The following is a 23,559-nucleotide window of genomic DNA, read 5'->3' as shown; positions in this document are numbered from 1 at the left end:
GTCACGCACGGGCCGCGCACGGGGCCGCGCACGGCGTCGTGCACGCCTGGACCGCATGCGGGCTGACGGTCAAGAAGTAACGTTGCGGCATGCGTTTCGAGGTGCTGGGGCCACTGACCGTCCGCACGGACGACGGGACGCCCGTGCCCGTTCGCGAGGCGAAGGTACGGGCCCTGCTCGCGGCCCTCCTGGTACGCGACGGCCGCCCCGTGCCGGTGGACCGGCTGATCGACGACCTGTGGGGCGAGGCCGGCGACGCCGCCCCCGGCAACCCGGGCAACACCCTCCAGACCAAGGTCTCCCAGCTCCGCCGGACCCTCGCCGGGGCCGAGGACGGCGCACGCGCCTTGGTCTCGTACGGTCCGGCGGGCTACGCCCTGCGCGCTCCCGCGCGGGCCGTGGACGCGGACCGCTTCGCGGAGCTGGCGGCGGCCGCGCGCAAGGAGGCGGAGCCGCGGCCCCGGGCGGAGCTGCTGGCCCGGGCGCTCGGGCTGTGGCAGGGGGACGCGTACGCCGACTTCCGGGACGCGGAGTTCACCCGGGCGGCGATCGCCCGGCTGGAGGAGCAGCGGATCACGGCGTACGAGGACCTGGCGGAGGCCCGCCTAGCCCTCGGCGAACACCGGGAGCTGGCGGACGAGTTGACCGGCCCCGCAGCCACCCACCCGCTGCGCCAGCGGCTGCGCGGCAGCCAGATGCGGGCTCTGTACCGCGCCGGCCGCCAGAGCGAGGCCCTCGCCGTCTACGCACACCTGCGCAACCTCTTCGCCGAGGAACTCGGCATCGACCCCGGCGCGGAACTCAGGTCCCTGTACGAAGCCATCCTCCGCCAGGACCCCGCACTGGCGGGGCCGGTCCCGGTGGCGGCGGGCGGCGCGGGGGCGGCCGCCACCGTTCCGGACAGCGCCGTCCCGGCCGCCGCAGGTGCGACCGGCGTGGTCCCGGGCGCCGCAGGCCCGGGCAGCGCAGGCACGGGCGGCGTGGGCGCGGCCGTCGCAGGCCCGACCGTCTCCAGCACAACGGTCTCGGGCCCGGGCGACGCGGGCCGGGCTGTCTCCGGCCCGACCAGCGCTGGCCGGGACGGCGTGGGCCCGGCCCTCGCGGTCCCGGACATCACCATTCCTGCCGCCGCAGGCCCGGCCATCGCGGGCGCGGCCGTCACGGGCGCGACCGCCGCCGTCCCGACTGCCGCCGTTCCGGGTGGCGCAGGCCCGGGTGGCGCAGGCCCGGCCGCCGCAGGCTCGGCCAGCGCGGTGCCGGCCGTCCCGGTGGCAGGCGTCGGACCGGTGCCGGGGCTCGGACCGGTGCCGGGGCTCGGACCGGGGGCCGTGGAGGGGGCTCGGGGGCGGGGGTTCGGGGGTGGTGGGAAGGTGCCCACCCCCGTCAGCTCCCTCGTGGGGCGCGAGGAGGCCGTCGTCCGGGTGTGCGCGGCGCTCGGGGACGGCCGGCTGGTGACGCTGTGCGGGCCCGGCGGCGTCGGCAAGACCCGGCTCGCGCTCGCCGCCGCGGCCCGGCTCGAGGAGGCCCACCCCGACGGGGTCTGGTTCGTGGAACTCGCCGGTGCCCACCACGCGTCGGTCGCCGAGGCGGTGGCGGCCGCGGTCGGGATGCGCGAGGACGACGCGGGCGGCGGCTCCGTAGAGGAGCGGCTCGGCGAGGCGTTGCGGCGGCGAGCGGCCCTGCTCGTACTCGACAACTGCGAACACCTCCTGCCCGCCGCCGCGGCCCTCACCGACCGGCTCCTGCGCCGCGCCCCCGGGCTCCGCGTCCTCGCCACCAGCCAGGAGCCGCTCGCGCTCTCGGGCGAGGTGATCGAGGCCGTCGCCCCGCTCGAGGAGGCCCAGGCCATGGAACTGTTCGCGGCCCGCGCGGCCGCCGCCGCCCCCGGCTTCGCCCTCGACCCCCGCACCGCCGAGGCCGTAGCCCTGATCTGCCGCCGGCTGGACGGGATCCCGCTCGCCCTGGAACTCGCCGCGACGCGGGTACGGGTCCTGGGCGTGGAGGCCCTGGCGGAACGGCTCCACGACCGGTTCCGCCTGCTCAACCAGGTGCGCCGCGACGCCCCGGCCCGCCAGCGCACGCTGCGCGCGATGATCGACTGGAGCTGGGAGCTCCTCTCGCCGGCGGAGGCGACGGTACTGCGCAGGCTGTCGGTGTTCGCGGGCGGATTCACCCTGGAGGCGGCCGAGGCGGTGTGCGCCGACGAAGGCGCGGACGGGGGTGTGGCCGGGAGTGTGGGCGAAGGCGCCGCGGGCCGAGGCATCCCCGGTCAGGACGTCCTCGATCTCGTCACACGGCTCGTGGACTGCTCGCTCGTGGTCGCCGCCTACGGCGACCCGTCGTACGGGGACGCGCGCCTGCGGCTGCTGGAGTCGGTGGCGGCGTACGGGCTGGAGCGGCTCGATGCCGCCGGAGAGACGGCCGCGACCCGGCAGCGGCACGCGGAGTACTACACCGGGTTCGCCGAACGCGCGGCCGGTCGTCTGCACGGGCCCGAGCAGGGCGAGTGGCTGCGGCGGCTCGACCGGGAGAGCCTCAACGCACGGGCAGCCCTGGAGCACACGGGGGCCGGGGAGTTGGGGCTGCGACTGGTCGGCGCGCAGTCCTGGTACTGGTTCCTGCGCGGCCGGATCCAGGAGGCCACCGACGCCACCGGAGCGGCGGGCTCGACGGCCCTGCACGCCGCCTTCGCACTGCTCGGCGGGGACGACAGCCACCTGGGCGGCGACTTCTCCGGCGCCGACCTGCGGGGACAGTGGCTGCTGACCTACGCCCGGTGCGGCTTCGGCTCCGGCGTACTCGAAGACGAAGTCGCCTCCCTGCCCGCCAAGTTCCGCGAAACCGGCGACCGCTGGGGCGAAGCGGTCGCGCTCCTCACCCTCTCGACGCGGGCCCTCTACGACGGCGACCTCGCGGAACTGCGCCGCAACGCGGAGGCTGCCGCCGCCGTGTTCACCGAACTCGGCGACCGATGGGGCCAGTTGCAGACCTCGGAGCAGCTCGGCATCCTCGCCGAGGTCACCGGGGACTACGCGGCCGCGGCGCGGCTCCACGAGGACGGCGTACGGGACGCGCAGGAACTGGAGCTGTGGACGCACGCCTCCTTCCGGCTGGCCCGGCAGGGCCGCATCGCGCTGCTCACCGGCGACCTCACGCAAGCATCCGCCCTGCACGAGCAGGCCCTGCGGCTGGCGGAGGAGCAATGCCACCGCCCGGCCGAGCAGTTCGCGGCGATCGGACTCGCCCTGGGCGCGCGGCGCAGCGGAGACCTGGACGCCGCCGAGGCCCGGCTGCGGCCGTGGCTCGCCTGGAACCGGCGGCTCGGGGTGGACTCCGGGGCGGCGCTGATCCTGGCGGAGCTGGGGTACGTCGCGGAGTTGCGGGCCGACCCGACCGCGGCGGAGTCCCTGCACCGGGAAGGCCTCGCGGCGGCTCGCCGCACCGGGGACCCCCGCGCGCTCGCCCTGGCCCTCGAAGGGCTGGCCGGGATACTCCCGCCCGCCCGGGCGGCCTCCCTCCTGGGCACGGCGACGGCGCTGCGCGCCTCGGCGGGCACCCCGCGCCCCCGGGCGGAACGCGCCGACACCGACCGGGCAACGTCCCGAGCCCGCGCGGCCCTGGGCCCGGAGGCCTTCGCGACCGCCTTCGCCTCGGGCGAAGCCCTCCCCCTGCCGGACCAGCTCGCCCTCCTGGACGGCGGCCCGTGACGGCCCCCACCGCGGCGGGCGGGCCACCGGGGCTGCCCTCCGATGTCACGGCCGCGCTGGACGTCCTGCTCGGGACGGAGGACGCGATCCACCGCGCTCTCCGCCTGCAAGTGCCGTACCTCCGGACGGCCGGACGCTGCTCGTGCGGCTGCGGTACGACGCACTTCGACCTGGACACGGAGAAAGTGGCGGCGGCGCCCCTGCCCGTCGGCACCGTGGTCGCGGCCGAGGTTCAGCTGTACGACACGGTCGAGGACTGCATCGGCGAGGTCCTGGCGTTCACCCGGAACGGCTTCCTGTCGTGGCTGGAGGTCTGCTCCTGGAGCGACGAGCCCGTCACGTTGACCGATGCCCTACGCATGCTGCGCCCCTAGGCCGTCTCTTTCGGATCTTGCCGGGCCCGCAAGATCCGAAAGAGACGGGGTCACGGCAAGGCCCCGTAGGGCCCCCACAGGGCCCGCAGGAGCGGGCAGGGGGACGGGGAGCGGGGCGCCCCGCCCGGCAGCCGCAGCCGCCCTCACCGGTCGGCCGGGGCCCGCGGGGGCCCCGGCAGGCCCGCCAGGTCCCCGCCGGCCCCTCACGCCGATGCCTTGATGCCCTCCAGGAACGGTTCCACCGCCGCGCGCCACGCCGTCGGGTGGTCGTAGTGGAGGTAGTGGCCGGCGTCCGGGATCTCGGCGTACTGGCCGGCCGGCAGGACGCGGACCATCTCCTGGGCCTCCGCCCGGCCCAGTTCGCCGTCCAGGCCGCGGACGACCAGCGTCGGGCAGCGGACCTGGGCGAGCTCCTCCCAGTGCGCGTCGTGCACCCATGTCTCCCGCGCGGTCAGCATCTGGCGGCGCGAGAACAGCGGGCGCCAGCCGTCGTCCGCCTGGTGCATGACCTCCGCGAAGAACTCGCCCCGGCCGGGATCCGGGCGCTCCACCCGCGGGTCGTCCTCGCCGAACCAGCGCCGCGCGGCGTCCTGCGTGGGGAACGGCAGCGGCCAGTGTCGGAACCATTCCTCCCACTCCTGCTGCGAGGCCTCGCCGAGGGCGGACGCCCTCATGTCGCAGATGACCAGGGCCGCCACGAGGTCGGGGCGGCGGGCCGCGAGCTGCCATGCCGTGAGGGCGCCCATGGAATGGCCGATCAGCGTCACCGGCGCGAGGCCGAGCTGCTCGACCGCGGCTTCGGCGTCGGCCACGAAGGCCTCGCGTCCGTAGGCGACGGAGCTGCCGGGCCCGGAGGTCGGGGGGCGCTCGCTCTGGCCGTGGCCGCGCTGGTCGAGGGCCACGACGCGGCGGCTCGCGCCGAGCCAGCGGGCGGTGCCCGCCCAGTGGAAGGCACGGCCCATCAGGCCGTGCAGTAAGAGGGCCGCGGGCTCACCCGACGGCGACTGCGACGGATCCGGTGTCGGCGCCGGTGAGGGCGATGGATCCGGCTCGCGCTCCGCGGCCGCTTCGCAGAACTCCCAGGCCGCCAGGCGTACGCCGTCGGCCCCCGTCACATCGAGGCGTCGTACCACCGCAGATGCACCCCCTTCGCTCCCGGCCACAGTATCGAACCCGTATTCGAAAACGGGGTTCTCGCCGCCAACACCGCTCTTTCGAGTGACCTTGCTCAAGGATTGACCGCCGCTGCCGATGGAGATCCTTTCAACAGGGAGGCGGGCCGCTCGGGGAAGACGGTCCGAAGGGATGACCTTGAGAGCTCGGGGCTCCAGGTCAAGCAGGGGAGGACCGGTCCCGGCGCCGTAAGGCGCCGGGACCATCCATACAGATCCGCACCGGTCCACATCGGCCGACACCAGCCGGATTCGCTCGCACTGACGACCCGATCGAACGTCCGTGCGTCAGCCTGACGAACCCTCGCCTGCCGAGCCGACGCCTGCCGAGCCGTCGCCTGCCGAAACCTCGCCCGCCGAACCGCCCCCTGCCCGTCCGTCAGCGCTTCGCCACGAACACGTGGGAGGCGATGTCCGAGTCCAGCTCCGCCGCCTCGCCCCCACTGCCGACCAGCACACCGCCGGGCGACTCGGTCACGCTGACCACCGAACCGGGCTGTACGCCCGCCCGGCGCAGCGTGTACATCAGCTGCGCGTCCGTCTGGATCGGCTCGCCGATCCGGCGGATCACGACGGTCTTGCCCTCAGCGCCCGGATCCAGCTCGGAGAGGCTGACCATGCCCTCCTCCAGGAACGGGTCGGCCTCGGCCTTCTCGCCCAGCTCCTCCAGTCCCGGGATCGGGTTGCCGTACGGCGATTCGGTCGGGTGACGCAGCAACTCCAGCACCCGCCGCTCCACCGCCTCGCTCATCACGTGCTCCCAGCGGCAGGCCTCGGCGTGCACCTGCTCCCACTCCAGACCGATGACGTCGACGAGCAGGCACTCCGCGAGCCGGTGCTTGCGCATCACGCGCGTCGCCAGCTTGCGCCCCTCGTCGGTCAGCTCCAGGTGTCGGTCGCTGGCGACGGCCACCAGGCCGTCGCGCTCCATCCGCGCCACCGTCTGGCTCACCGTCGGGCCGCTCTGGTCGAGCCGCTCGGCGATGCGGGCGCGCATGGGGACCACACCTTCCTCTTCCAGTTCGAGGATGGTGCGGAGGTACATCTCCGTGGTGTCGATCAGTCCGGACATTCGTGCCCCTCGGATTGCGTGCGCTGGCCCTGCCCCCAATTCTGACCCATCGCGCGGACAACCGTCCCGTGTAGGACGTCAAGGGCCGTTCCGGACCGCCTCGAAACGCCCCTCGCGCCCCCGTGGCCACCTCTCATTACGTCGCCCACCGGGCCTTTCGCCCCATGGATGGAAGTTCGTATTGACACGCCCTTGGTCCAGACCGCACGGTGAGCGGCGGACACGGACGACAACCTCACCCACTCCCACCCCGGAAGGCCATCGGCGTATGAGCGAGAGCAAGCTGGCCGGTCAGTTCTTCGACGCCGCGATCGGCCTGCTGGAGCGGGTACGGGACGAGGAGTCCGCACGCATCAACGAGGCCGGCACCGTCATCGCCGACGCCGTGGCCGCCGGGAACAAGCTCTTCGCCTTCGGTGCCGGGCACTCCTCGCTCCCCGCCCAGGACGTGGTCTACCGGGCCGGCGGACTCGCCCTGATGAACTTCCTCGCCGTCCCCGGCACCGCCGGCATCGACGTCATGCCCGCCACCCTCGGCAGCGCCCTGGAGCGCGTCGACGGCCTCGCCGGGGCGGTCCTGGACAGCAGCCCGGCCAGTGACGGCGACGTCCTCGTGATCATCTCCCTCTCCGGGCGCAACGCGCTGCCGGTCGAGATGGCCATGAACGCCCGCGCGATCGGCCTCAAGGTCATCGGCGTCACCTCGGTGGCCTACGCGACCGACACCAAGTCCCGCCACGTCTCCGGCACCTTCCTCAAGGACCACTGCGACATCGTCCTCGACAGCAAGATCGCGGTCGGCGACGCCGAGCTCACCCACGAAGGCATCGAAGCCCCCTTCGCCCCCGCCTCCACCGTCGTGACCAGCGCGATCATGCAGGCCGTCATGGCCGCGGCGGCCGGCGAGCTCGTCGCCCGCGGGGTCGAACCTCCGCTCCTGCGCTCGGGCAACGTCGACGGCGGCCACGAGTGGAACGGCCGCGTCATGCAGGAGTACGGCGACCGCATCTTCTTCCGCCACTAGGCACCCCCTGGGCACCAGGCACCCGGGGGCGGGCACCTCACCTCCCGGCCAGGTCCAGGTCCGCCGCGACGCGGGCCGCGACCTCCTCCGCGTACGCCGCGTCCGCGCGCTCGAAGGCGGGCCTGGACGGCCCCCGCAGGAACGTCAGCGTCCCCAGGCTCCGGCCCCGGCTGCGCAGGACCGTGCACAGGGCGTGCGCCGCCCCCTGGGGCCAGCGCCGGTTGCCCGCCCACGCCCCGTCGGCCTGCCCGTGCGGGGCGCTGGCCCGCACCGACCCGACCCGCTCCAGCGCCTGCAGCACCGGGTGCCCGGCCGCGTAGCGCACCGGGATCGCCCCGGGCTCGGGCAGCCCCGGCAGGCCGGGCGGCGACGCCGCCCAGCGCAGCAGCCGCACGGACTCCGGTTCCCGTAGCGGCTCCAGTACGTCCACCAGCGCGTGTTCGGCGAAGCCCGCCAGCGCGAACTCCAGCCGCACCGCCGCCGCCTCGGCCGGGTCCTCGCACTCGGCGGCGGCCCGCCCGGCCCGGTACAGCTGGTGGGACCGGAACCGCAGCTGCGCCGTGTCCAGCTGCGCCTGGCGGGCCTCGGTGACGTCCTGGAACAGCAGCGCGACCCCGAGCGGTACGGGTTCCTCCGCGAGCGGCGACGCCAGGCGCAGGAACCCGCACCGCCAGCACCGCCGCCGCACGCCCTCGGGGCCCCGTACGGACACCCACAGCTCCGCGGGCGCCGGGGGCGCGCCCTCGGCCAGCACGTGCTGCAGGGCCCCCTCCAGCTCCTCCACCCCCTGCGCCAGCAGCTCCCCCAGCGGCCGCCCGAGCAGCGTGGTGCGGCCGGACCCGAAGGCGCGGGCGGCATGGACGTTGACCACGGCCGGGCGCAGGTCCACATCCACGAGCACGACGCCCCAGGAGGCGTCCTCCATCAGCGCCTCGCTCAGGGCGATGGAACGCTCCAGGTCGATCTGCGCGTGCACCTCGCTGAAGGCGCAGTACACCCCGGCCGGCTTCCCGTCGGCGCCCGGCACCCCGGCGGACTGGGTCCGCACGAGCACCCGCCCGCCGTCCTTGGTCAGCAGCGCGAACTCGTGCACCTGCCGCCCCGGCACGTCCTGGGCGGCCATGAGTCTGTCCTGCACGTCCTGCGCGTCGGCGGCCCGCACGGCCCACCCCGCGAACCCCTTGCGCCCCACGGCCTCCCCCGCCGACCACCCGAGGATCCGCTCGGCCTCACGGTTCCAGTGGGTGATCACGCCATCGGCATCGAACGCGCACAAGGCCGCGTCCATCCCGTCCAGCAGCGCTGCGAGCAGATCGTCGGCGGTCTCGTCACGTCCGAATGCAGTCACCTGGGCCCCCTGCAGGTGTTCGCGTGTGCGGCACGTCACGTCATTGAACTGGAACGTGACGCAGCCCACACCCACTTCCCGCAATCATCCCGGTATGTCCGGGGCCGGGCCCGGATCCGGATGCCATCCGGGGCCGCGCAGGGCGGTCCACACGGACCGGATGAGGGCCACTTCGGTGCGGACCGCCTCGACCTCCCGGTCGTCCACGCACGGCAGCACGATCCGCTTGCCGTCGCGCAGGTAGGCGTACGCGCGGACGCGGGGCGTGCCGGGGATGGCCCGCGCCTTCTCGGGCCAGGCCTCGGCCCGGATGTCGTGCAGCTCCGCCCACTCCACCCGCCGCACCCGCAGGAGGTTCCGTACGGCGATCCCCCGCTCGTCGAGCGCCGTGAACCGACGCGGCCGGGTGTAGGCCACGAAGGCGATGAACAGGGCCGTCAGAACCGGCAGCCCCAGCCTCCACCAGGGCGGCAGGCGATCGGCGGTCGCCGACTGGTAGCAGCCCCACACCCAGACGAGACCCATCCCCACGAAGGCCCCGGCCCCCGATCCCGCCCTCGTCCGGTACTCGCGCGGCAGCGTCCTCTGATCCATGTGGCCACCCAGCCTCGGCGGCAAGGGTAGGCAGCTCCGGGATCGGATGAACACAGCCCGACCGCCGGCACCGCACAACCCGAGCGACCACACGTTCGAGTGAGTCCTGCCGATCCGTCGACGCTGCTCGGTCCGAGCTCGATAGCGTCGGCCGCATCACGAGAAGGGAGGTCACTCGCTCCCTCACCGAGTGACCAGCCCCAGTCATCACGATCCGCGGATCAGACGAGGTGCCTCGATGACTACGTTCTCCGCAGGTGAGCAGACCCACCAGGCTGTGCTTCCTCAGCAGCCTGCTCTGGAATCCGTGAGCGCAGACACCCCCGGGAGCAGGGACGAAACGGCTTGCGGACTCCCGGCCACTGAGCCGGGCACCGGCGTGGAACATGGGCGAGGGGAGACCGACGGGAACCGCACCTGGACCCGTCGGCGGAACGCCGGATCCGCTGCCACGGCAGCGGCCACGGCAGCGACCGGGAGCGGTGACGCTCCCCGCACGACGGCAAGCCGCGTGTTCGTTCTGGCGAAGGGGGGTGAACCGCTGATGCCCTGCCATCCTGCCCGGGCCCGCGAGTTGCTCCGGAGCGGCCGAGCGGCCCTGGCACGGCGAGCGCCCTTCACCATCCGACTCAGGGACCGGACCCGCGAGGGCTCCACCGTCACGGGCGTGCACGTGCGCCTCGACCCCGGGTCCAAGGCAACGGGGATCGCCGTGACCGACGAACTCCACCGCATCGGCCCGGAGGGCCGAACCTCCGTAGCGCGCCGGGGGCTCATCACCATCGAGCTCCGGCATCGCGGGCAGCAGATCCACAACGGCATGCTGCGGCGCGCGGGCTACCGTCGCCGCCGCCGCTCCTCGAATCTGCGGTACCGGGCTCCCCGGTCCGACAATCGCCGTCGGCCACCCGGCTGGCTCCCTCCGTCGACGCAGCACCGTGTCGACTCCACCATGTCGCTCGTGACGAAGCTGTGCCGCTATGCGCCGGTTGTCGAGATCCACGTGGAACAGGTCGCCTTCGATACGACTGCTCTCGCCCGAGCAGGGCAATCCGGCGTACGGGAGAACCTGGGGCCCACGCTCGCAGGGTTCGAAATCCGTGAGTTCCTCCTGGCCAAGTGGAACAGGTCCTGCGCCTATTGCGATGCCTCCGCGGTACCGCTCAACATGGAACACGTCCGCCCCCGCAGCCTCGGGGGCTCGGACCGGATTTCGAACCTCGTCCTCGCCTGCGTTCCGTGCAACCAGGCGAAGGGCACCCAGCGGGTCGAAGAATTCCTCGCCGACCGGCCCGCCCGGTTGAAAGCCGTGGTCGCCCAGCTCGGGAGACCGCTTCGGGACGTCGCCGCCATGAACGCCACCCAGCACCTGCTTGTGGAGACGCTGGCCACGCTGGGCGTGCCCGTGCACACCTGGTCGGGCGGTCGGACGTACTGGAACCGTGCCGTCATGGGGCTGCCGAAGAGCCACACCGTCGATGCCCTCTCGGTCGGGTTCCTTGCCCATGAGCGGGGGGACGAGCTCGTACGGGCGCCCGCACAGATCTTGGTGGTGACTTCGACAGGGCGTGGCGCGTACGCCAGAACCACCCCGGACCGCTTCGGGTTCCCCCGCTTGCGGCGGCCACGCGCGAAGATTCTCAACGGTTACGCCACCGGCGACCTCGTGCGAGCCGTGGTTCCCCGGGGGGCATGGGTTGGCACTTGGCTGGGACGGATCGCGGTCCGGACTAGCGGCCAGCATCGACTCACCACGCTGACCTGCCGTTTTGATGTCTCCTACCGGAATCTGACGCTGCTCCAGAGAGCGGACGGATACAGCTATGGATTCGCCCCGGAAATTCGGTTGAGCGCGATCCAAGGAGATGCCTACAGTGGCGTCACACGGAGAGGAGGTGGTTGCCGCAATGTACGGAAACCGGACGCGTGAGGTGGCTGCGGGCTAAAGCGCCCGCTGTCGCACGCACCCAGTGCGGTGCCAGGCGGAGTCGCCGGCGCCAATCCCAAGCAGTCACCCGACCCGCGAGCTCGCCGGTACGTCCGGCCGGCTTCCCCCACTGCAGGGGGGAATCCCGAGCTCGCGGGTCGCCTGCGTTTTCAGGGCCCGCATGGCCTGTTCGTGCAGGTTTGGATTCACCTCGGAAATTCAGTTGAACGCCACCGGCGGGGGTGCCTACAGTGGCGGCACACTGAAAGGAGGTGATCCCGGAAATGTATGAAATCCGGACGCGTGAGGTGACTGCGGGCTAAGCGCCCGTCGTCGCACGCACCCAGTGCGGTGCCCGGCGGGAACGCCTGGCGCCAATCCCAAGCAGTCACCCGACCCGCGAGCTCGCCGGTACGTCCGGCCGGCTTCCCCCACTGCAGGGGGGAATCCCGAGCTCGCGGGTCGCCTGCGTTTTCAGGGCCCGCGGGGCCTTACGGGCAGAGGCGTTCCACGCGCCAGGTGCCGGCCTCCAGGACGTAGCGGAGGCGGTCGTGGAGGCGGTTCTCGTGGCCCTGCCAGAATTCCACCGCGTCGGGGACCACCCGGATGCCGCCCCACTGCGGGGGAACCGGAACCTGCTCGCCCTCCGGGTAGCGGGCCTCCAGTTCCGCGTAGCGGCGGTCCAGCTCCTCGCGGGAGGCGATCACCGTGGACTGCTCGCTCGCCCAGGCGCCCAGCTGGGAGCCGTGGGGGCGGGAGCGGAAGTACGCCGCCGTCTCGTCCCGGCCGATGCGCGAGGCCGTACCGGTGACGATGACCTGGCGGGCGATGGGGTGCCAGGGGAAGAGCAGGGAGACGAAGGGGTTGGCGGCCAGTTCGCGGCCCTTGCGGGAGTCGTAGTTCGTGAAGAAGACGAAGCCGCGGTCGTCGAACTGCTTCAGCAGGACCGTGCGCGAGCTGGGGCGGCCCTCGGGGGTCGCGGTCGCGACGACCATCGCGTTGGGTTCGAAGACGTTCGCATCCGCCGCGTCCCGGAACCAGCGCGCGAACTGGCCCATCGGCTCCTCGGCGAGGCTCTCCTCGACGACGAGCTGGGAGCGGTACTGCTTGCGCATGTCGGCAGGGTCAAGGTGCTGATCGGTCACGCCGCCATCCTGCCGCAGTGTGGCGTCCGCGACTGTGCCGTATGTCACGCTTCCCCGCGCCAAGCGGAACGGACAAAATCTTGGGGCCGGTCCGACGGTCCCGAACGGATGACCATCGGCCGTGCCGGGCATCAACGGGGATGACCGCGCCGGACCGCGAATCACGCCGGGAGCCGCGCGTGTTCGCACTATTTGAGGAGCCGCCTGATGTCCGACTTCGTACCCGGTCTCGAGGGAGTCGTCGCGTTCGAAACGGAGATCGCCGAACCCGACAAGGAGGGTGGGTCGCTGCGGTACCGGGGCGTCGACATCGAAGACCTCGTGGGCCACGTCTCCTTCGGGAACGTCTGGGGCCTGCTGGTCGACGGTGCCTTCAACCCCGGCCTGCCGGCCGCCGAGCCCTTCCCGATCCCGGTGCACTCCGGTGACATCCGGGTCGACGTGCAGTCCGCGCTCGCCATGCTCGCCCCCGTCTGGGGTCTGAAACCGCTGCTCGACATCGACGAGCAGACCGCTCGTGACGACCTGGCGCGGGCGGCCGTGATGGCGCTGTCGTACGTGGCCCAGTCCGCGCGCGGCCAGGGCCGGCCGATGGTCCCGCAGAGCGAGATCGACAAGGCCGAGTCCGTGGTCGAGCGGTTCATGATCCGCTGGCGGGGCGAGCCCGACCCGAAGCACGTCAAGGCCGTCGACGCGTACTGGACCTCGGCCGCCGAGCACGGCATGAACGCCTCCACGTTCACCGCGCGCGTCATCGCCTCGACGGGCGCCGATGTCGCGGCCGCGCTGTCCGGCGCCGTCGGCGCCATGTCCGGGCCACTGCACGGCGGGGCGCCCTCGCGCGTCCTCGGCATGATCGAGGAGATCGAGCGCACCGGCGACGCCGTGGCGTACGTGAAGAAGGCCCTGGACAAGGGCGAGCGGCTGATGGGCTTCGGGCACCGCGTCTACCGCGCCGAGGACCCGCGCGCCCGCGTGCTGCGGCGCACGGCCAAGGAGCTGGACGCCCCGCGCTACGAGGTGGCCGCCGCGCTGGAGAAGGCCGCCCTGGAGGAGCTGCACGCGCGCCGTCCCGACCGGGTGCTCGCGACGAACGTGGAGTTCTGGGCCGCGATCATGCTGGACTTCGCGGAGGTTCCGGCGCACATGTTCACCTCGATGTTCACGTGTGCCCGTACCGCCGGCTGGTCCGCGCACATCCTGGAGCAGAAGCGCACGGGCCGCCTGGTCCGCCCCTCGGCCCGCTACACCGGGCCGGGCGTGCGCAACCCGCAGGACATCGCCGGATACGCGGACATCGCCTCCACCGCCTGAGCGAACGACCGCACCGGCTGCCCCCGCACAGGGCCGCCGCCGTGACGAAGGGCGCCGCATCCCCTCGGGGGTGCGGCGCCCTTCGCGTTGCGGGGGTCAGGGAGCGGGGGCGGTCTCAGCCCAGTTCCGAGTCCAGGATCCGGGCCCATTGGGCGACCACCCGCGCCCGGCGGGCGGTGTCGTCGGTGAGGACGTTGGCCAGGCCCAGCCCGCGGGCCATGTCGAGGAGGCCCTGCACGGTCTCCCGTACGCCCGGGACGGACTCGTCCGCGCCCAGCAGCTCCACGGCCATGCGGTGGGTCTCGCGGCCCACGCGGGCCTCCAGCTCGGCCACGCGGGGGCGCAACTGCTCCTCGTGGGAGGCCGCGACCCAGAGCTGGAGGGCGGCGCGGAACATCGGGCCGGTGTACAGGTCGATGAGCGCCCCGACCACGTCGGCGCGGGCCGCCGCGGCGCCGCCCTGCGGGAACAGGTCCAGCAGGGCCGTCGAGCGCACCTCGGCCATGTACTCGACCGCCGCCGTGAACAGTTCCTCGCGGGTGCGGAAGTGGTGCTGGGCCGCCCCGCGCGAGACGCCGGCGCGCTCCGCGACCACGGCGACGGTGGATCCGGCCCAGCCCTGCTCGGCGAGGCAGGAGACGGCCGCTTCGAGGAGGTGGCGGCGGGTGACCCGGCTGCGGGCCTGCTTGGGGGCGGTCGGGCCGGTCTGGTCCGTCGGGCCGGCCTGGCCGCCGGTCTGGCCGGTCGCGCCGGTCGCTCCGGATTCCGTGGTCACCGTAGCCATGACGGGTCCCGTCGCTCGAAGCGGGCGCTGATGCCCTCGCGGGCCTCGGCGGAGGCGAAGTGGCGGGCGGACAGCTCGGTGAGGGCGGCTCCGTCCCGCTCCAGGGCGGCCCGTACCGGGGCGGTGACCAGGCGTTTCGTCGCGGCCAGGGCCTCGGGGCCGGCCTTGAGGAGGCCTTCCAGTACGGGGGCGAGCACCTTGTCGACGTCCGCGTCCGGGGTGTGGAGGGTGAGCAGACCGATGCGGGTGGCCTCGACGGCGTCGAAGACCTCGGCGGTCAGGAAGTAGCGGGCCGCGGCGCGGGGGTCCAGGCGCGGGAGCAGCGGCGCGGAGATCACGGCCGGGACGACGCCCAGGTGCGTCTCCGTGAAGGCGTACGTGGACGCCTGCCCGGCGGCGGCGATGTCGCAGACGCCGAGCAGCCCGAGGCCGCCCGCGCGGACGTGGCCGGTGACCCGGGCGACGACGGGCTTGGGCAGTTCGGCGATCTCGCGGAGCAGGGCCAGGAAGTCCGCGGGGTCACAGGGGGACTTGAGGTCGGCGCCGGCGCAGAAGGTGGTGCCGGTGTGGGTGAGGACCACGGCCCGGGTGGACGGTTCCGCGGCGGCGGTGGCGAGGGCCGTACGGAGTTCCTCGACCAGGGTGGCGGAGAGGGCGTTGCGGTTGGCCGGGGAGTCGAGGGTGAGGGTGGTGAGGCCGGGCGTTCGCGCGGCGTGGACCAGTGGGGGCATGTCTCCTCCGGAGGGGGTGGTCGGTCGGTCGGGAACCCCTCCGGGGAGGGTATGCGGGTCGCCTGCGGCGGGCTCCGGTGGGCTGCCGGTGGGTGACCCTGCGGGGCGAAGTCCCCGACCCGCCCTTCCACCGTTCCCAGGGCCAGCCCTGACCCGGTCCTCAAACGCCGGACGGGCTGAAAGCGGGGCCCCGGGCTGCGCCCGGACCCCCTGGGGCTCCGCCCCAGACCCCGCGCCTCAAACGCCGGCGAGGCTGGATCTATCAGCCCCTCCGGCGTTTGAGGAGCGGGGGTCCGGGGGCCGGCCCCCGGCAACGGCGCCGCACCCGGCAACGGGTCCGGGCGCAGCCCGGGGAACGGGCGAAGGGCGGGTAGGGGACCCAGCCCCGCAGGGCCGAACCACCCGCACACGCCCACCGGCACCCGCGCCAGGCGGCAGGGGCGACAGCCCCGACCGGCCACCGCCGGACGGAGCCCGGCACAGCGACGCGAAGCCCGCGCAGCGGTGCGAGCGGCGCGTCGAAAAGGTGCCCGGCGCAGCGACGCGAAGCCCGCGCAGCAGTGCGAGGGGCGCGTTGAAAGGAATCAGTACGACTTGGGCAGGCCCAGGGTCTGGTGGGAGATGAAGTTGAGGATCATCTCGCGGCTGACCGGGGCGATCCTCGCCACCCGGGAGGCGACGATCAGGGCGGCCAGGCCGTATTCGCGGGTGAGGCCGTTGCCGCCCAGGGTGTGGACGGACTGGTCCACCGCGCGGACGCAGGCCTCCCCCGCGGCGTACTTCGCCATGTTCGCGGCCTCGCCCGCCCCCATGTCGTCGCCGGCGTCGTAGAGGTGCGCCGCCTTCTGCATCATCAGGCGGGCCAGTTCGAGCTCGATGTGCGCGGCCGCCAGGGGGTGGGCTATGGCCTGGTGGGCGCCGATGGGGGCCTTCCAGACCTGGCGGGTCTTCGCGTAGTCGACCGCCCGGGAGAGCGCGTAGCGGCCCATGCCGATGGCGAAGGCGGCGGTCATGACGCGCTCGGGGTTGAGGCCCGCGAAGAGCTGGAGCAGACCCGCGTCCTCGTCGCCGACCAGCGCGGAGGAGGGGAGGCGCACGTCGTCCAGGACCAGCTCGAACTGCTTCTCCGCCGCCTGGAGTTCCATGTCGATGGGGGTGTACGCGAAGCCCTCGACCTCGCGGGGGACGATGAACAGGCAGGGCTTGAGGCTGCCCGTCCGGGCGTCTTCCGTGCGGCCGACGATCAGGGTGGCGTCGGCGATGTCCACGCCGGAGATGAAGACCTTGCGGCCGGTGAGGACCCAGTCGTCGCCGTCGCGGCGGGCGGTGGTGGTGATGCGGTGGGAGTTGGAGCCGGCGTCGGGTTCGGTGATGCCGAAGGCCATGGTGCGGGTGCCGTCGGCGAGCCCCGGGAGCCATGCGCGCTTCTGGTCCTCAGTGCCGAAGCGGGCGATGACCGTGCCGCAGATGGCGGGCGAGACGACCATCATGAGGAGCGGGCAGCCCGCGGCGCCGAGTTCCTCGAGGACGATGGACAGTTCGGCGATGCCGCCGCCCCCGCCGCCGTACTCCTCGGGGAGGTTGACCCCGAGGTAGCCCAGTTTGGCCGCGTCCGCCCACAGTTCGTCGGGGTGGCCGCCCTCCCGGGCGATGCGGGCGAGGTACTCGCGCCCGTACTTGCGGCCGAGGGCGGCGACCGCCGCGCGCAGGGCCTGGTGCTCCTCTGTTTCGAGAAGCGTGGGGCCGAGGGTCGTGGTGCCGGGGGTGGAGCTCATGCTTCCTCCTGGACTACGGCGAGCAGGGCGCCGAATTCGACCTGTTGGCCGGTGACGGCGTGGAGCGCGGTGAGCGTGCCGGAGGCGGGCGCGAGGATGCGGTGTTCCATCTTCATGGCCTCCAGCCAGAGCAGGGGCTGCCCGGCGGTGACGGGGCTGCCGGGGGCGAGGCCCTCGGCGACCCGGACGACGGTGCCGGGCATGGGGGCGAGCAGGGAGCCCGGTTCGGTGCGGTCCTGGGGATCCTCGAACCGGGGGACGGCGGTCAGGGCGTGGGCGCCGAGCACGGAGTCCACGTACGTCGTGTTCGAATTTCGTTTCACGTGGAACAGCCGCCGGACGCCGTCCACTTCGAGGGTCACCAGGTGGCGCGCGGCGGACAGGACCCGGACACCGGGGTGGTCGAGGAGTTCCGGGGGTCCGCTGCGGGCCGGGTGGTACCGGACCTCGTACGCGCTCCCGCCGGCCGTGTAGCGGCGGCTCTGCGGTTGGGAGCGGAGGTTGCGCCAGCCGCCGAGGCGGGTGGCGAGGGGGGCGTCCGGATCGGGGGCGGCCTCGGCGAGGGCGGCGGCGAGCGCGCAGAGCGCGGGAGCCGGGTCGTCCGGGGCCGTCTCGGTGAGGGCGGGCAGGTGGCGCTCGTAGAACCCGGTGTCGAGCCGGGCCGCGGCGAACTCCGGGTGCCGCAGGGAGCGTACGAGGAGCTCGCGGTTGGTGGTCAGTCCGTGGATCCGGGCTCCGACGAGGGCGTGGGCCAGGGCGCGGACCGCCTCGGCGCGGGTCGGGGCATGGGCGACGACCTTGGCCAGCATGGCGTCGTAGTGGACGGAGACGGTGTCCCCGTCGGTGAAACCGGTGTCCACGCGGACCGTGGAGGGGACGTCGAGGGTGTGCAGGACACCGGTCTGCGGACGCCAGTCGGCGGCCGGGTCCTCGGCGTAGAGGCGGGCCTCGACGGCGTGTCCGGCGGGGGCGGGCGGCTGCAGGGGCAGGGCGGCGCCCTCGGCGATCCGCAGTTGCAGGGCGACGAGGTCGATCCCGAAGACCGCTTCGGTGACGGGGTGTTCCACCTGGAGGCGGGTGTTCATCTCCAGGAAGTACGGGCGGCCCTCGGCGGTGACGAGGAACTCCACCGTGCCCGCGCCCTCGTACGAGACCGCGCGGGCGGCGGCCACGGCGGCCTCGTGGAGGGCGCTGCGCAGGGCCTCGGGGAGGCCGGGCGCGGGGGCTTCCTCGATGACCTTCTGGTGGCGCCGCTGGAGGGAGCAGTCGCGGGTGCCGAGCGCCCAGACGGTGCCGTGGGAGTCGGCGAGGATCTGCACCTCGACGTGGCGGCCGCGCTCCACGTAGGGCTCGGCGAACACCTCTCCGTCTCCGAACGCGGACAGGGCCTCGGCGGAGGCGGCTTCGAGGGATTCCTTGAGGGAGTCGAGGTCCCGGACCACCCGCATCCCGCGGCCGCCGCCGCCCGCCGCGGCCTTGAGGAGCAGCGGGAGGTCGGCCGCGGTGGCCGCGTGCGGGTCGACGGGGTCGAGCAGCGGGACCCCGGCGGCGCGCATCAGCTCCTTGGCCCGGGTCTTGGAGGCCATGGCCTCCATGGCCCCGGGCGGCGGGCCGACCCAGATGAGCCCGGCGGCGCGGACGGCGCGGGCGAAGTCGGCGTTCTCGGAGAGGAACCCGTAGCCGGGGTGGACGGCATCGGCGCCCGCCGCGAGGGCGGCCGCGATGACCAGGTCGCCGCGCAGGTAGGTGTCGGCGGGGGCCGCCCCGGGCAGGCGTACGGCCGCGTCGGCTTCGCGGACGTGCAGGGCGTCGGCGTCGGGGTCGGAGTGGACGGCGACGGTGGCCAGGCCGAGCGCGCGGGCCGTGCGGAAGACGCGGACGGCGATCTCGCCGCGGTTGGCGACCAGGAGGGAGGTGAGGGGGGTCTGGGTCAGGGGCTGCTGGGTCGGATTCGTCATGTGCGGGCTCACATCCGGAAGACGCCGAAGCCGCCACGGGCGCCCTCGACGGGGGCGTTGTGGACGGCCGACAGGCACAGGCCGAGGACGGTTCGGGTGTCGCGCGGGTCGATGACCCCGTCGTCGTACAGCCGTCCCGACAGGAACATGGGCAGGGACTCGGACTCGATCTGCGCCTCGACGAAGGCGCGCATGCCGGCGTCGGCCTCTTCGTCGTAGGGCTGTCCCTTCGCCGCGGCGGACTGACGGGACACGATCGAGAGCACGCCGGCGAGCTGGGCGGGGCCCATGACGGCGGACTTGGCGCTGGGCCAGGCGAAGAGGAAGCGGGGCTCGTAGGCGCGGCCGCACATGCCGTAGTGGCCGGCGCCGTAGCTGGCGCCGATCAGGACGGAGAGGTGGGGGACCTTCGAGTTCGAGACCGCGTTGATCATCATCGAGCCGTGCTTGATGATGCCGCCCTGCTCGTACTCCTTGCCGACCATGTAGCCGGTGGTGTTGTGGAGGAAGAGCAGCGGGATGTCGCGCTGGTTGGCGAGCTGGATGAACTGGGCCGCCTTCTGCGATTCCGCGCTGAACAGCACCCCTTGGGCGTTGGCGAGGATGCCGACCGGGTAGCCGTGCAGGCTCGCCCAGCCGGTGACCAGGCTGGTGCCGTAGAGGGGCTTGAACTCGTCGAAGTCGGAGGCGTCGACGATTCGGGCGATGACCTCGCGGGGGTCGAAGGGGGTTTTCAGGTCGGCGGGGACGATCCCGAGGAGTTCCTCCGGGTCGTGGAGGGGTTCCTCGGCGCGCGCCGGATCGGGCCGGGCCTTGCGGTGGTTGAGGCGGGCGACGACGCGGCGGGCCTGGCGGATGGCGTCGTGCTCGTCGAGGGCGTAGTAGTCGGCGAGGCCGGAGGTCCGGGCGTGCATGTCGGCTCCGCCGAGGGACTCGTCGTCGCTCTCCTCGCCGGTGGCCATCTTGACGAGCGGCGGGCCTCCCAGGAACACCTTCGAGCGGTCCTTGATCATGATGGTGTGGTCGGACATGCCGGGGATGTACGCGCCTCCGGCGGTGGAGTTGCCGAACACGACGGCGATGGTCGGGACGCCGTCGGCCGAGAGCCGGGTGAGGTCGCGGAAGATGGCGCCGCCCGGGATGAAGATCTCCTTCTGGGAGGGGAGATCGGCGCCGCCGGACTCGACGAGGCTGATGCAGGGGAGCCTGTTCTGCCGGGCGATCTCGTTGGCGCGGAGTGCCTTCTTGAGGGTCCATGGGTTGGAGGCGCCGCCGCGGACGGTGGGGTCGTTGGCGGTGACCAGGCATTCGACGCCCTCGACCGTGCCGATGCCGGTGACCATCGAAGCGCCGACCGGGTAGTCGCTGCCCCAGGCGGCGAGCGGGGACAGCTCCAGGAAGGGGGTGTCCGGGTCGAGGAGCAGCTCGACCCGCTCGCGGGCGAGGAGCTTGCCGCGGGTCTTGTGGCGGGCGGTGTACTTCTCGCCGCCGCCGGCGAGGGCCGCGGCGTGCGCGGCATCGAGCTCGGCGAGGCGTTCCAGGGCGGCGGTACGGGCCTGCGCGTGCTCGGGGGCGAGCGGGTCGACGGCGCTCTTGAGGCGGGTCACGGGGTCCCCTCCGGGGCGGTGGTGGGTACGGGGATCTCCACGGGCGGCTCCGCGGGCGGCGCCAGCAGGGCTACCGGGATGTCCACGTGGCGGGAGCGGAGCCATTCGCCGAGGGCCTTGGCCTGGGGGTCGAAGCGGTGGCCGGAGGCTACGCCGTCGCCGAGGATCCGGGTGATGGTGAAGTTGAGGGAGCGGAGGTTGGGGAGGGGGTGGCGGGTCACCTCCAGGGAGGCGGTTTCGGGGAGCAGTGCCTTGAAGGCTTCGACGGTGAGGGTGTCGTGGAGCCACTCCCAGGCGGGGTCGCTCTCGGCCCATACGCCGACGTTGGCGTCCCCGCCCTTGTCGCCGCTGCGGGCCCCGACGATGGTGCCGAGCGGCACCCGGCGGGTGGGGGTGGTGGGCCCTGCGGGGCCTTCCCCCACCCCGCCCGTTCCCGAAACCGGGGGCTGCGCCCCGGCCCCTTCGGGGGCTCCGCCCCCGGACCCCCGCTCCTCGAACGCCGGAGGGGCTGGATTTTCCTGGCCCGCCAGGGTCTGGGCGGAGCCCGGGGAACGGGCGAAGGGCGGGTGGGGGACCGGCCCCGCAGGGCCACCGTCCGCAGCCACCCGGAGCCCCGTGCCGTCCGGGAGGACCGCCGTGTGGGGGACCTCCGCGGCGGGGACGGTGGTCGCGTCGAAGACTCCGTACGGCTGGGCCGGGGACGGAGGGGCCGTGACGTGGAAGCCCGGGTAGCTGGCCAGGGCCAGTTCGATGGCCGCCGAGGTCAGGGCGCGGCCCACCCGGTCGGGGGACGGGTCCCGGACGACCAGGCGGAGCAGCGCGCTCGCGGTCTCCTCCGTCTCCGCGTCCTCGTGGTCCGTACGGGACAGCGTCCAGGAGACCGACTCCACCGGCGCGAGCAGTGCGGCCAGCTGCTCCCGCACCAGCGCCGCCTTCGCGTCCACGTCCAGGCCCGTCAGGACGAAGACGACCTCGTTGCGCCAGCCCCCGATACGGGTCACTCCCACCTTGAGGGTCGCGGGCGGGGCCTCCCCGCGCGTGCCCGAGACCGCCACCCGGTCCGGGCCGGCCTGCGTCAGCCGGACCGTGTCCAGGCGGGCCGTCACGTCGGGGCCGAGGTAGCGGACTCCCTGGGTTTCGTAGAGGAGTTGCGCCGTGACCGTACCGACGGAGACGACTCCTCCCGTGCCCGGGTGCTTCGTGATGACCGACGAGCCGTCCTCCGCGATCTCCGCCAGCGGGAAGCCCGGGCGGGACACGTCGTGGCGGGTGAAGAAGGCGTAGTTGCCGCCCGTGGCCTGGGTCCCGCACTCCAGTACGTGGCCCGCCACCACCGCCCCGGCCAGTCGGTCGTGGTCGTCCGGCGCCCAGTCGAACCACCATGCCGCGGGCCCGCTCACCAGCGCCGCGTCCGTGACCCGGCCGGTCACCACCACGTCCGCGCCCGCCCGCAGGCAGGCCGTGATCCCGGCGCCGCCGAGGTAGGCGTTCGCGGTGAGAGCGCCCTCCCCGTACGGCAGCGGGGACGACGCCGCGGACGGCATCAGGTCGTCGCCCTCCACGTGCGCGACCGCGACGGGCACGGACAGCTTCGCGGCCAGCGCGCGGACCGCTCCGGCGAGTCCCGCCGGGTTCAGGCCGCCCGCGTTCACGACGAGCCGTACGCCCCGCTCGTGGGCGAGGCCCAGGCACTCCTCCAGCTGGCGCAGGAAGGTTTTGGCGTAGCCGAGTTCCGGGTTCTTCAGGCGGTCGCGGCCGAGGATCAGCATGGTCAGTTCGGCCAGGTAGTCCCCGGTCAGCACGTCGAGGGGGCCGTCCGTCAGCATCTCGCGCAGGGCGTCGAAGCGGTCCCCGTAGAAGCCCGACGCGTTCCCGATCAGCAGCGGGCGCCCGGTCACCGGGAGGCCCCCGGCGTACGGCCCGGGCCCGCCGGGCCCGCGAAGGCCTGGGCGATGTCGAGCCAGCGGTCGGCATCGGGGCCGGACGCCGTCAGGGCCAGGTCGGCGCGGTGGGCGCGCTGGGTCACCAGCAGGCAGAAGTCGAGCGCCGGGCCGGTGACCCGCTGCGGCGCGTCCTCGGGGCCGTACGTCCACACCTCGCCGGGGGCTCCCGGAACCGCCAGCTCCACCCGGAACTCCCCCACCGGCGCCGGCAGTCCCCGTACCGCGTACGCGTAGTCGCGCGCCCGCACTCCGATCCGCGCCACGTGGCGCAGCCGGGCCGTCGGCACGCGGCGCACGCCGAGCGCGTCGGCGACGTCCTGCCCGTGCGCCCAGGTCTCCATCAGGCGGGCACTCGCCATCGACGCGGCCTTCATCGGCGGCCCGTACCAGGGGAACTTGGCATCCGGCGAGGCCGCGGCCAGGGCCCCGTCGAGCGCGGTGCGACCCTCGCGCCAGCGGGCGAGCAGCTCGGCGGGGGCCAGCGCGGCGCCCTCCTCGGCGCCCGCGTCGACGAAGGAGTCGGGGGCCTTCAGGGCCTCCTCGACCAGCCCCGCGAAGGCGGTGGCGTCGGTGAGGGCGAGCAGCGAGGCCCGGTCGGTCCAGTGCAGGTGGGCGATCTGGTGCGCGAGGCTCCAGCCGGGTGCGGGCGTGGGCTTCGCCCAGTCGGGAGCGGGCAACTCCCCGACCAGGGAGTCGAGTTCCCGTCCCTCCTCGCGGAGATCGGCGAAGACGGCGAAGGCGTTCTCGACAGCGGACGGATCGGGCACGGGTGCGCTCCCCTTCTCGGCGTGAGGGGAAGCGTGGCAGCCGTCGGGAAAACAATCAAGCGTGCTTGCATTTATTTTTCGGAACGTGAACGGGGTGGGAGCGGAAGGGAATTGGACCGAGCGCCCCTGCCCCGGCGGGCGGGCCGGGGCTTGCGCCGGGCGCACGCCCACGGCGAGGATCCACGCCATGGCCGAGCGCGAGGAGGGGGACATGGGCGGCGACACGGGCGGCGACACCGGCGGCGATCTGGGCGAGGGCGTCCGCCGGGACACAGGCAGCGACAGGGACAGCGCCCAAGGCGTGCTCACGGGCTCCG

17 protein-coding genes are annotated in these 23,559 nt (G+C 73.6%); 5 read left to right on the top strand and 12 right to left on the bottom strand.

All coding sequences use genetic code 11. The annotated features are described in order from the left end of the window. Positions 1-89 precede the first annotated feature (89 nt). Complete coding sequence (locus ACE1OC_RS23175) at positions 90-3,707, top strand: AfsR/SARP family transcriptional regulator (protein ID WP_407838610.1); 3,618 nt, start codon at positions 90-92, stop codon at positions 3,705-3,707. Then, complete coding sequence (locus ACE1OC_RS23170; protein ID WP_407838609.1) at positions 3,704-4,081, top strand: hypothetical protein; 378 nt, start codon at positions 3,704-3,706, stop codon at positions 4,079-4,081. Before ACE1OC_RS23175 ends, ACE1OC_RS23170 begins: the two co-directional genes overlap by 4 nt. Positions 4,082-4,284: 203 nt before the next feature. Here ACE1OC_RS23170 and ACE1OC_RS23165 read toward each other — a convergent pair whose 3' ends face one another. Continuing rightward, positions 4,285-5,214 (bottom strand): alpha/beta fold hydrolase, encoded by a 930-nt coding sequence (locus tag ACE1OC_RS23165; protein ID WP_407838608.1) that lies wholly within the window; start codon positions 5,212-5,214, stop codon positions 4,285-4,287. Between the two features lie 418 nt (positions 5,215-5,632). Then, positions 5,633-6,325, bottom strand: coding sequence for a metal-dependent transcriptional regulator (locus tag ACE1OC_RS23160; RefSeq protein ID WP_274548200.1), 693 nt, complete (start codon positions 6,323-6,325; stop codon positions 5,633-5,635). A gap of 268 nt (positions 6,326-6,593) precedes the next feature. On the opposite strand from ACE1OC_RS23160, the gene ACE1OC_RS23155 reads away from it, so the two are divergent. Further along, positions 6,594-7,349 (top strand): SIS domain-containing protein, encoded by a 756-nt coding sequence (locus ACE1OC_RS23155; protein WP_327306120.1) that lies wholly within the window; start codon positions 6,594-6,596, stop codon positions 7,347-7,349. Positions 7,350-7,386: 37 nt separating this feature from the next. Here the strand turns inward: ACE1OC_RS23155 and ACE1OC_RS23150 are convergent, their stop codons facing one another. Both ACE1OC_RS23150 and ACE1OC_RS23145 read right to left on the bottom strand, forming a co-directional pair. Then, positions 7,387-8,697 (bottom strand): PAS domain-containing protein, encoded by a 1,311-nt coding sequence (locus ACE1OC_RS23150; RefSeq protein WP_407838607.1) that lies wholly within the window; start codon positions 8,695-8,697, stop codon positions 7,387-7,389. A gap of 84 nt (positions 8,698-8,781) precedes the next feature. After that, positions 8,782-9,291, bottom strand: coding sequence for a PH domain-containing protein (locus ACE1OC_RS23145; protein WP_407838606.1), 510 nt, complete (start codon positions 9,289-9,291; stop codon positions 8,782-8,784). Between the two features lie 511 nt (positions 9,292-9,802). On the opposite strand from ACE1OC_RS23145, the gene iscB reads away from it, so the two are divergent. Then, positions 9,803-11,221 (top strand): RNA-guided endonuclease IscB, encoded by a 1,419-nt coding sequence (iscB, locus tag ACE1OC_RS23140; protein WP_407838605.1) that lies wholly within the window; start codon positions 9,803-9,805, stop codon positions 11,219-11,221. A 488-nt stretch (positions 11,222-11,709) separates the two neighbouring features. Here iscB and pdxH read toward each other — a convergent pair whose 3' ends face one another. After that, positions 11,710-12,333, bottom strand: a complete 624-nt coding sequence (gene pdxH, locus ACE1OC_RS23135; protein ID WP_407841652.1) for a pyridoxamine 5'-phosphate oxidase — start codon at positions 12,331-12,333, stop codon at positions 11,710-11,712. Between the two features lie 237 nt (positions 12,334-12,570). On the opposite strand from pdxH, the gene ACE1OC_RS23130 reads away from it, so the two are divergent. After that, positions 12,571-13,677, top strand: a complete 1,107-nt coding sequence (locus ACE1OC_RS23130; protein WP_250747521.1) for a citrate synthase 2 — start codon at positions 12,571-12,573, stop codon at positions 13,675-13,677. 115 nt (positions 13,678-13,792) lie between these two features. On the opposite strand, the gene ACE1OC_RS23125 is transcribed toward ACE1OC_RS23130, so the two are convergent. The 7 genes from ACE1OC_RS23125 to ACE1OC_RS23095 all read right to left on the bottom strand — a co-directional run bounded on the left by ACE1OC_RS23125 (position 13,793) and on the right by ACE1OC_RS23095 (position 23,242). After that, positions 13,793-14,461 carry a TetR/AcrR family transcriptional regulator gene (locus tag ACE1OC_RS23125; protein WP_407838604.1) on the bottom strand — a complete coding sequence of 223 codons (669 nt, stop codon included), beginning with the start codon at positions 14,459-14,461 and terminating at the stop codon, positions 13,793-13,795. After that, on the bottom strand, positions 14,449-15,192 hold the full coding sequence (locus ACE1OC_RS23120) for an enoyl-CoA hydratase family protein (protein WP_407838603.1): 744 nt from the start codon (positions 15,190-15,192) through the stop codon (positions 14,449-14,451). Before ACE1OC_RS23120 ends, ACE1OC_RS23125 begins: the two co-directional genes overlap by 13 nt. Before the next feature lie 584 nt (positions 15,193-15,776). Then, positions 15,777-16,967, bottom strand: a complete 1,191-nt coding sequence (locus ACE1OC_RS23115) for an acyl-CoA dehydrogenase family protein (protein ID WP_407838602.1) — start codon at positions 16,965-16,967, stop codon at positions 15,777-15,779. Next, positions 16,964-18,925, bottom strand: a complete 1,962-nt coding sequence (locus ACE1OC_RS23110; protein WP_407838601.1) for a biotin carboxylase N-terminal domain-containing protein — start codon at positions 18,923-18,925, stop codon at positions 16,964-16,966. Before ACE1OC_RS23110 ends, ACE1OC_RS23115 begins: the two co-directional genes overlap by 4 nt. An 8-nt stretch (positions 18,926-18,933) precedes the next feature. After that, positions 18,934-20,532, bottom strand: coding sequence for an acyl-CoA carboxylase subunit beta (locus ACE1OC_RS23105; RefSeq protein WP_407838600.1), 1,599 nt, complete (start codon positions 20,530-20,532; stop codon positions 18,934-18,936). Continuing rightward, positions 20,529-22,430, bottom strand: coding sequence for an acyclic terpene utilization AtuA family protein (locus ACE1OC_RS23100; RefSeq protein ID WP_407838599.1), 1,902 nt, complete (start codon positions 22,428-22,430; stop codon positions 20,529-20,531). The genes ACE1OC_RS23105 and ACE1OC_RS23100 overlap by 4 nt, the downstream gene beginning before the upstream one ends. Then, the gene (locus ACE1OC_RS23095) at positions 22,427-23,242 is read right to left on the bottom strand and encodes a TIGR03084 family metal-binding protein (RefSeq protein ID WP_407838598.1); all 816 of its coding nucleotides are present in this window, start codon (positions 23,240-23,242) and stop codon (positions 22,427-22,429) included. The genes ACE1OC_RS23100 and ACE1OC_RS23095 overlap by 4 nt, the downstream gene beginning before the upstream one ends. Positions 23,243-23,559: the final 317 nt, after the last annotated feature.

The sequence above is a fragment of the Streptomyces stoeckheimensis genome (assembly GCF_045822005.1).
In the GTDB taxonomy this organism is placed as follows: domain Bacteria; phylum Actinomycetota; class Actinomycetes; order Streptomycetales; family Streptomycetaceae; genus Streptomyces; species Streptomyces stoeckheimensis.
Note: the sequence above shows the minus strand (reverse complement) of the source record. Positions and strands in the feature narration are given on the sequence as shown.

Excerpts from the sequence above, each read along its gene's own strand:
- ACE1OC_RS23125 (WP_407838604.1), bottom strand. The coding sequence starts at position 14,461 with ATGGCTACGGTGACCACGGAATCCGGAGCGACCGGCGCGACCGGCCAG.
- ACE1OC_RS23175 (WP_407838610.1), top strand. The coding sequence starts at position 90 with ATGCGTTTCGAGGTGCTGGGGCCACTGACCGTCCGCACGGACGACGGG.
- ACE1OC_RS23155 (WP_327306120.1), top strand. The coding sequence starts at position 6,594 with ATGAGCGAGAGCAAGCTGGCCGGTCAGTTCTTCGACGCCGCGATCGGC.
- ACE1OC_RS23115 (WP_407838602.1), bottom strand. The coding sequence starts at position 16,967 with ATGAGCTCCACCCCCGGCACCACGACCCTCGGCCCCACGCTTCTCGAA.
- pdxH (WP_407841652.1), bottom strand. The coding sequence starts at position 12,333 with ATGCGCAAGCAGTACCGCTCCCAGCTCGTCGTCGAGGAGAGCCTCGCC.
- ACE1OC_RS23130 (WP_250747521.1), top strand. The coding sequence starts at position 12,571 with ATGTCCGACTTCGTACCCGGTCTCGAGGGAGTCGTCGCGTTCGAAACG.
- ACE1OC_RS23145 (WP_407838606.1), bottom strand. The coding sequence starts at position 9,291 with ATGGATCAGAGGACGCTGCCGCGCGAGTACCGGACGAGGGCGGGATCG.
- ACE1OC_RS23160 (WP_274548200.1), bottom strand. The coding sequence starts at position 6,325 with ATGTCCGGACTGATCGACACCACGGAGATGTACCTCCGCACCATCCTC.
- ACE1OC_RS23110 (WP_407838601.1), bottom strand. The coding sequence starts at position 18,925 with ATGACGAATCCGACCCAGCAGCCCCTGACCCAGACCCCCCTCACCTCC.
- ACE1OC_RS23120 (WP_407838603.1), bottom strand. The coding sequence starts at position 15,192 with ATGCCCCCACTGGTCCACGCCGCGCGAACGCCCGGCCTCACCACCCTC.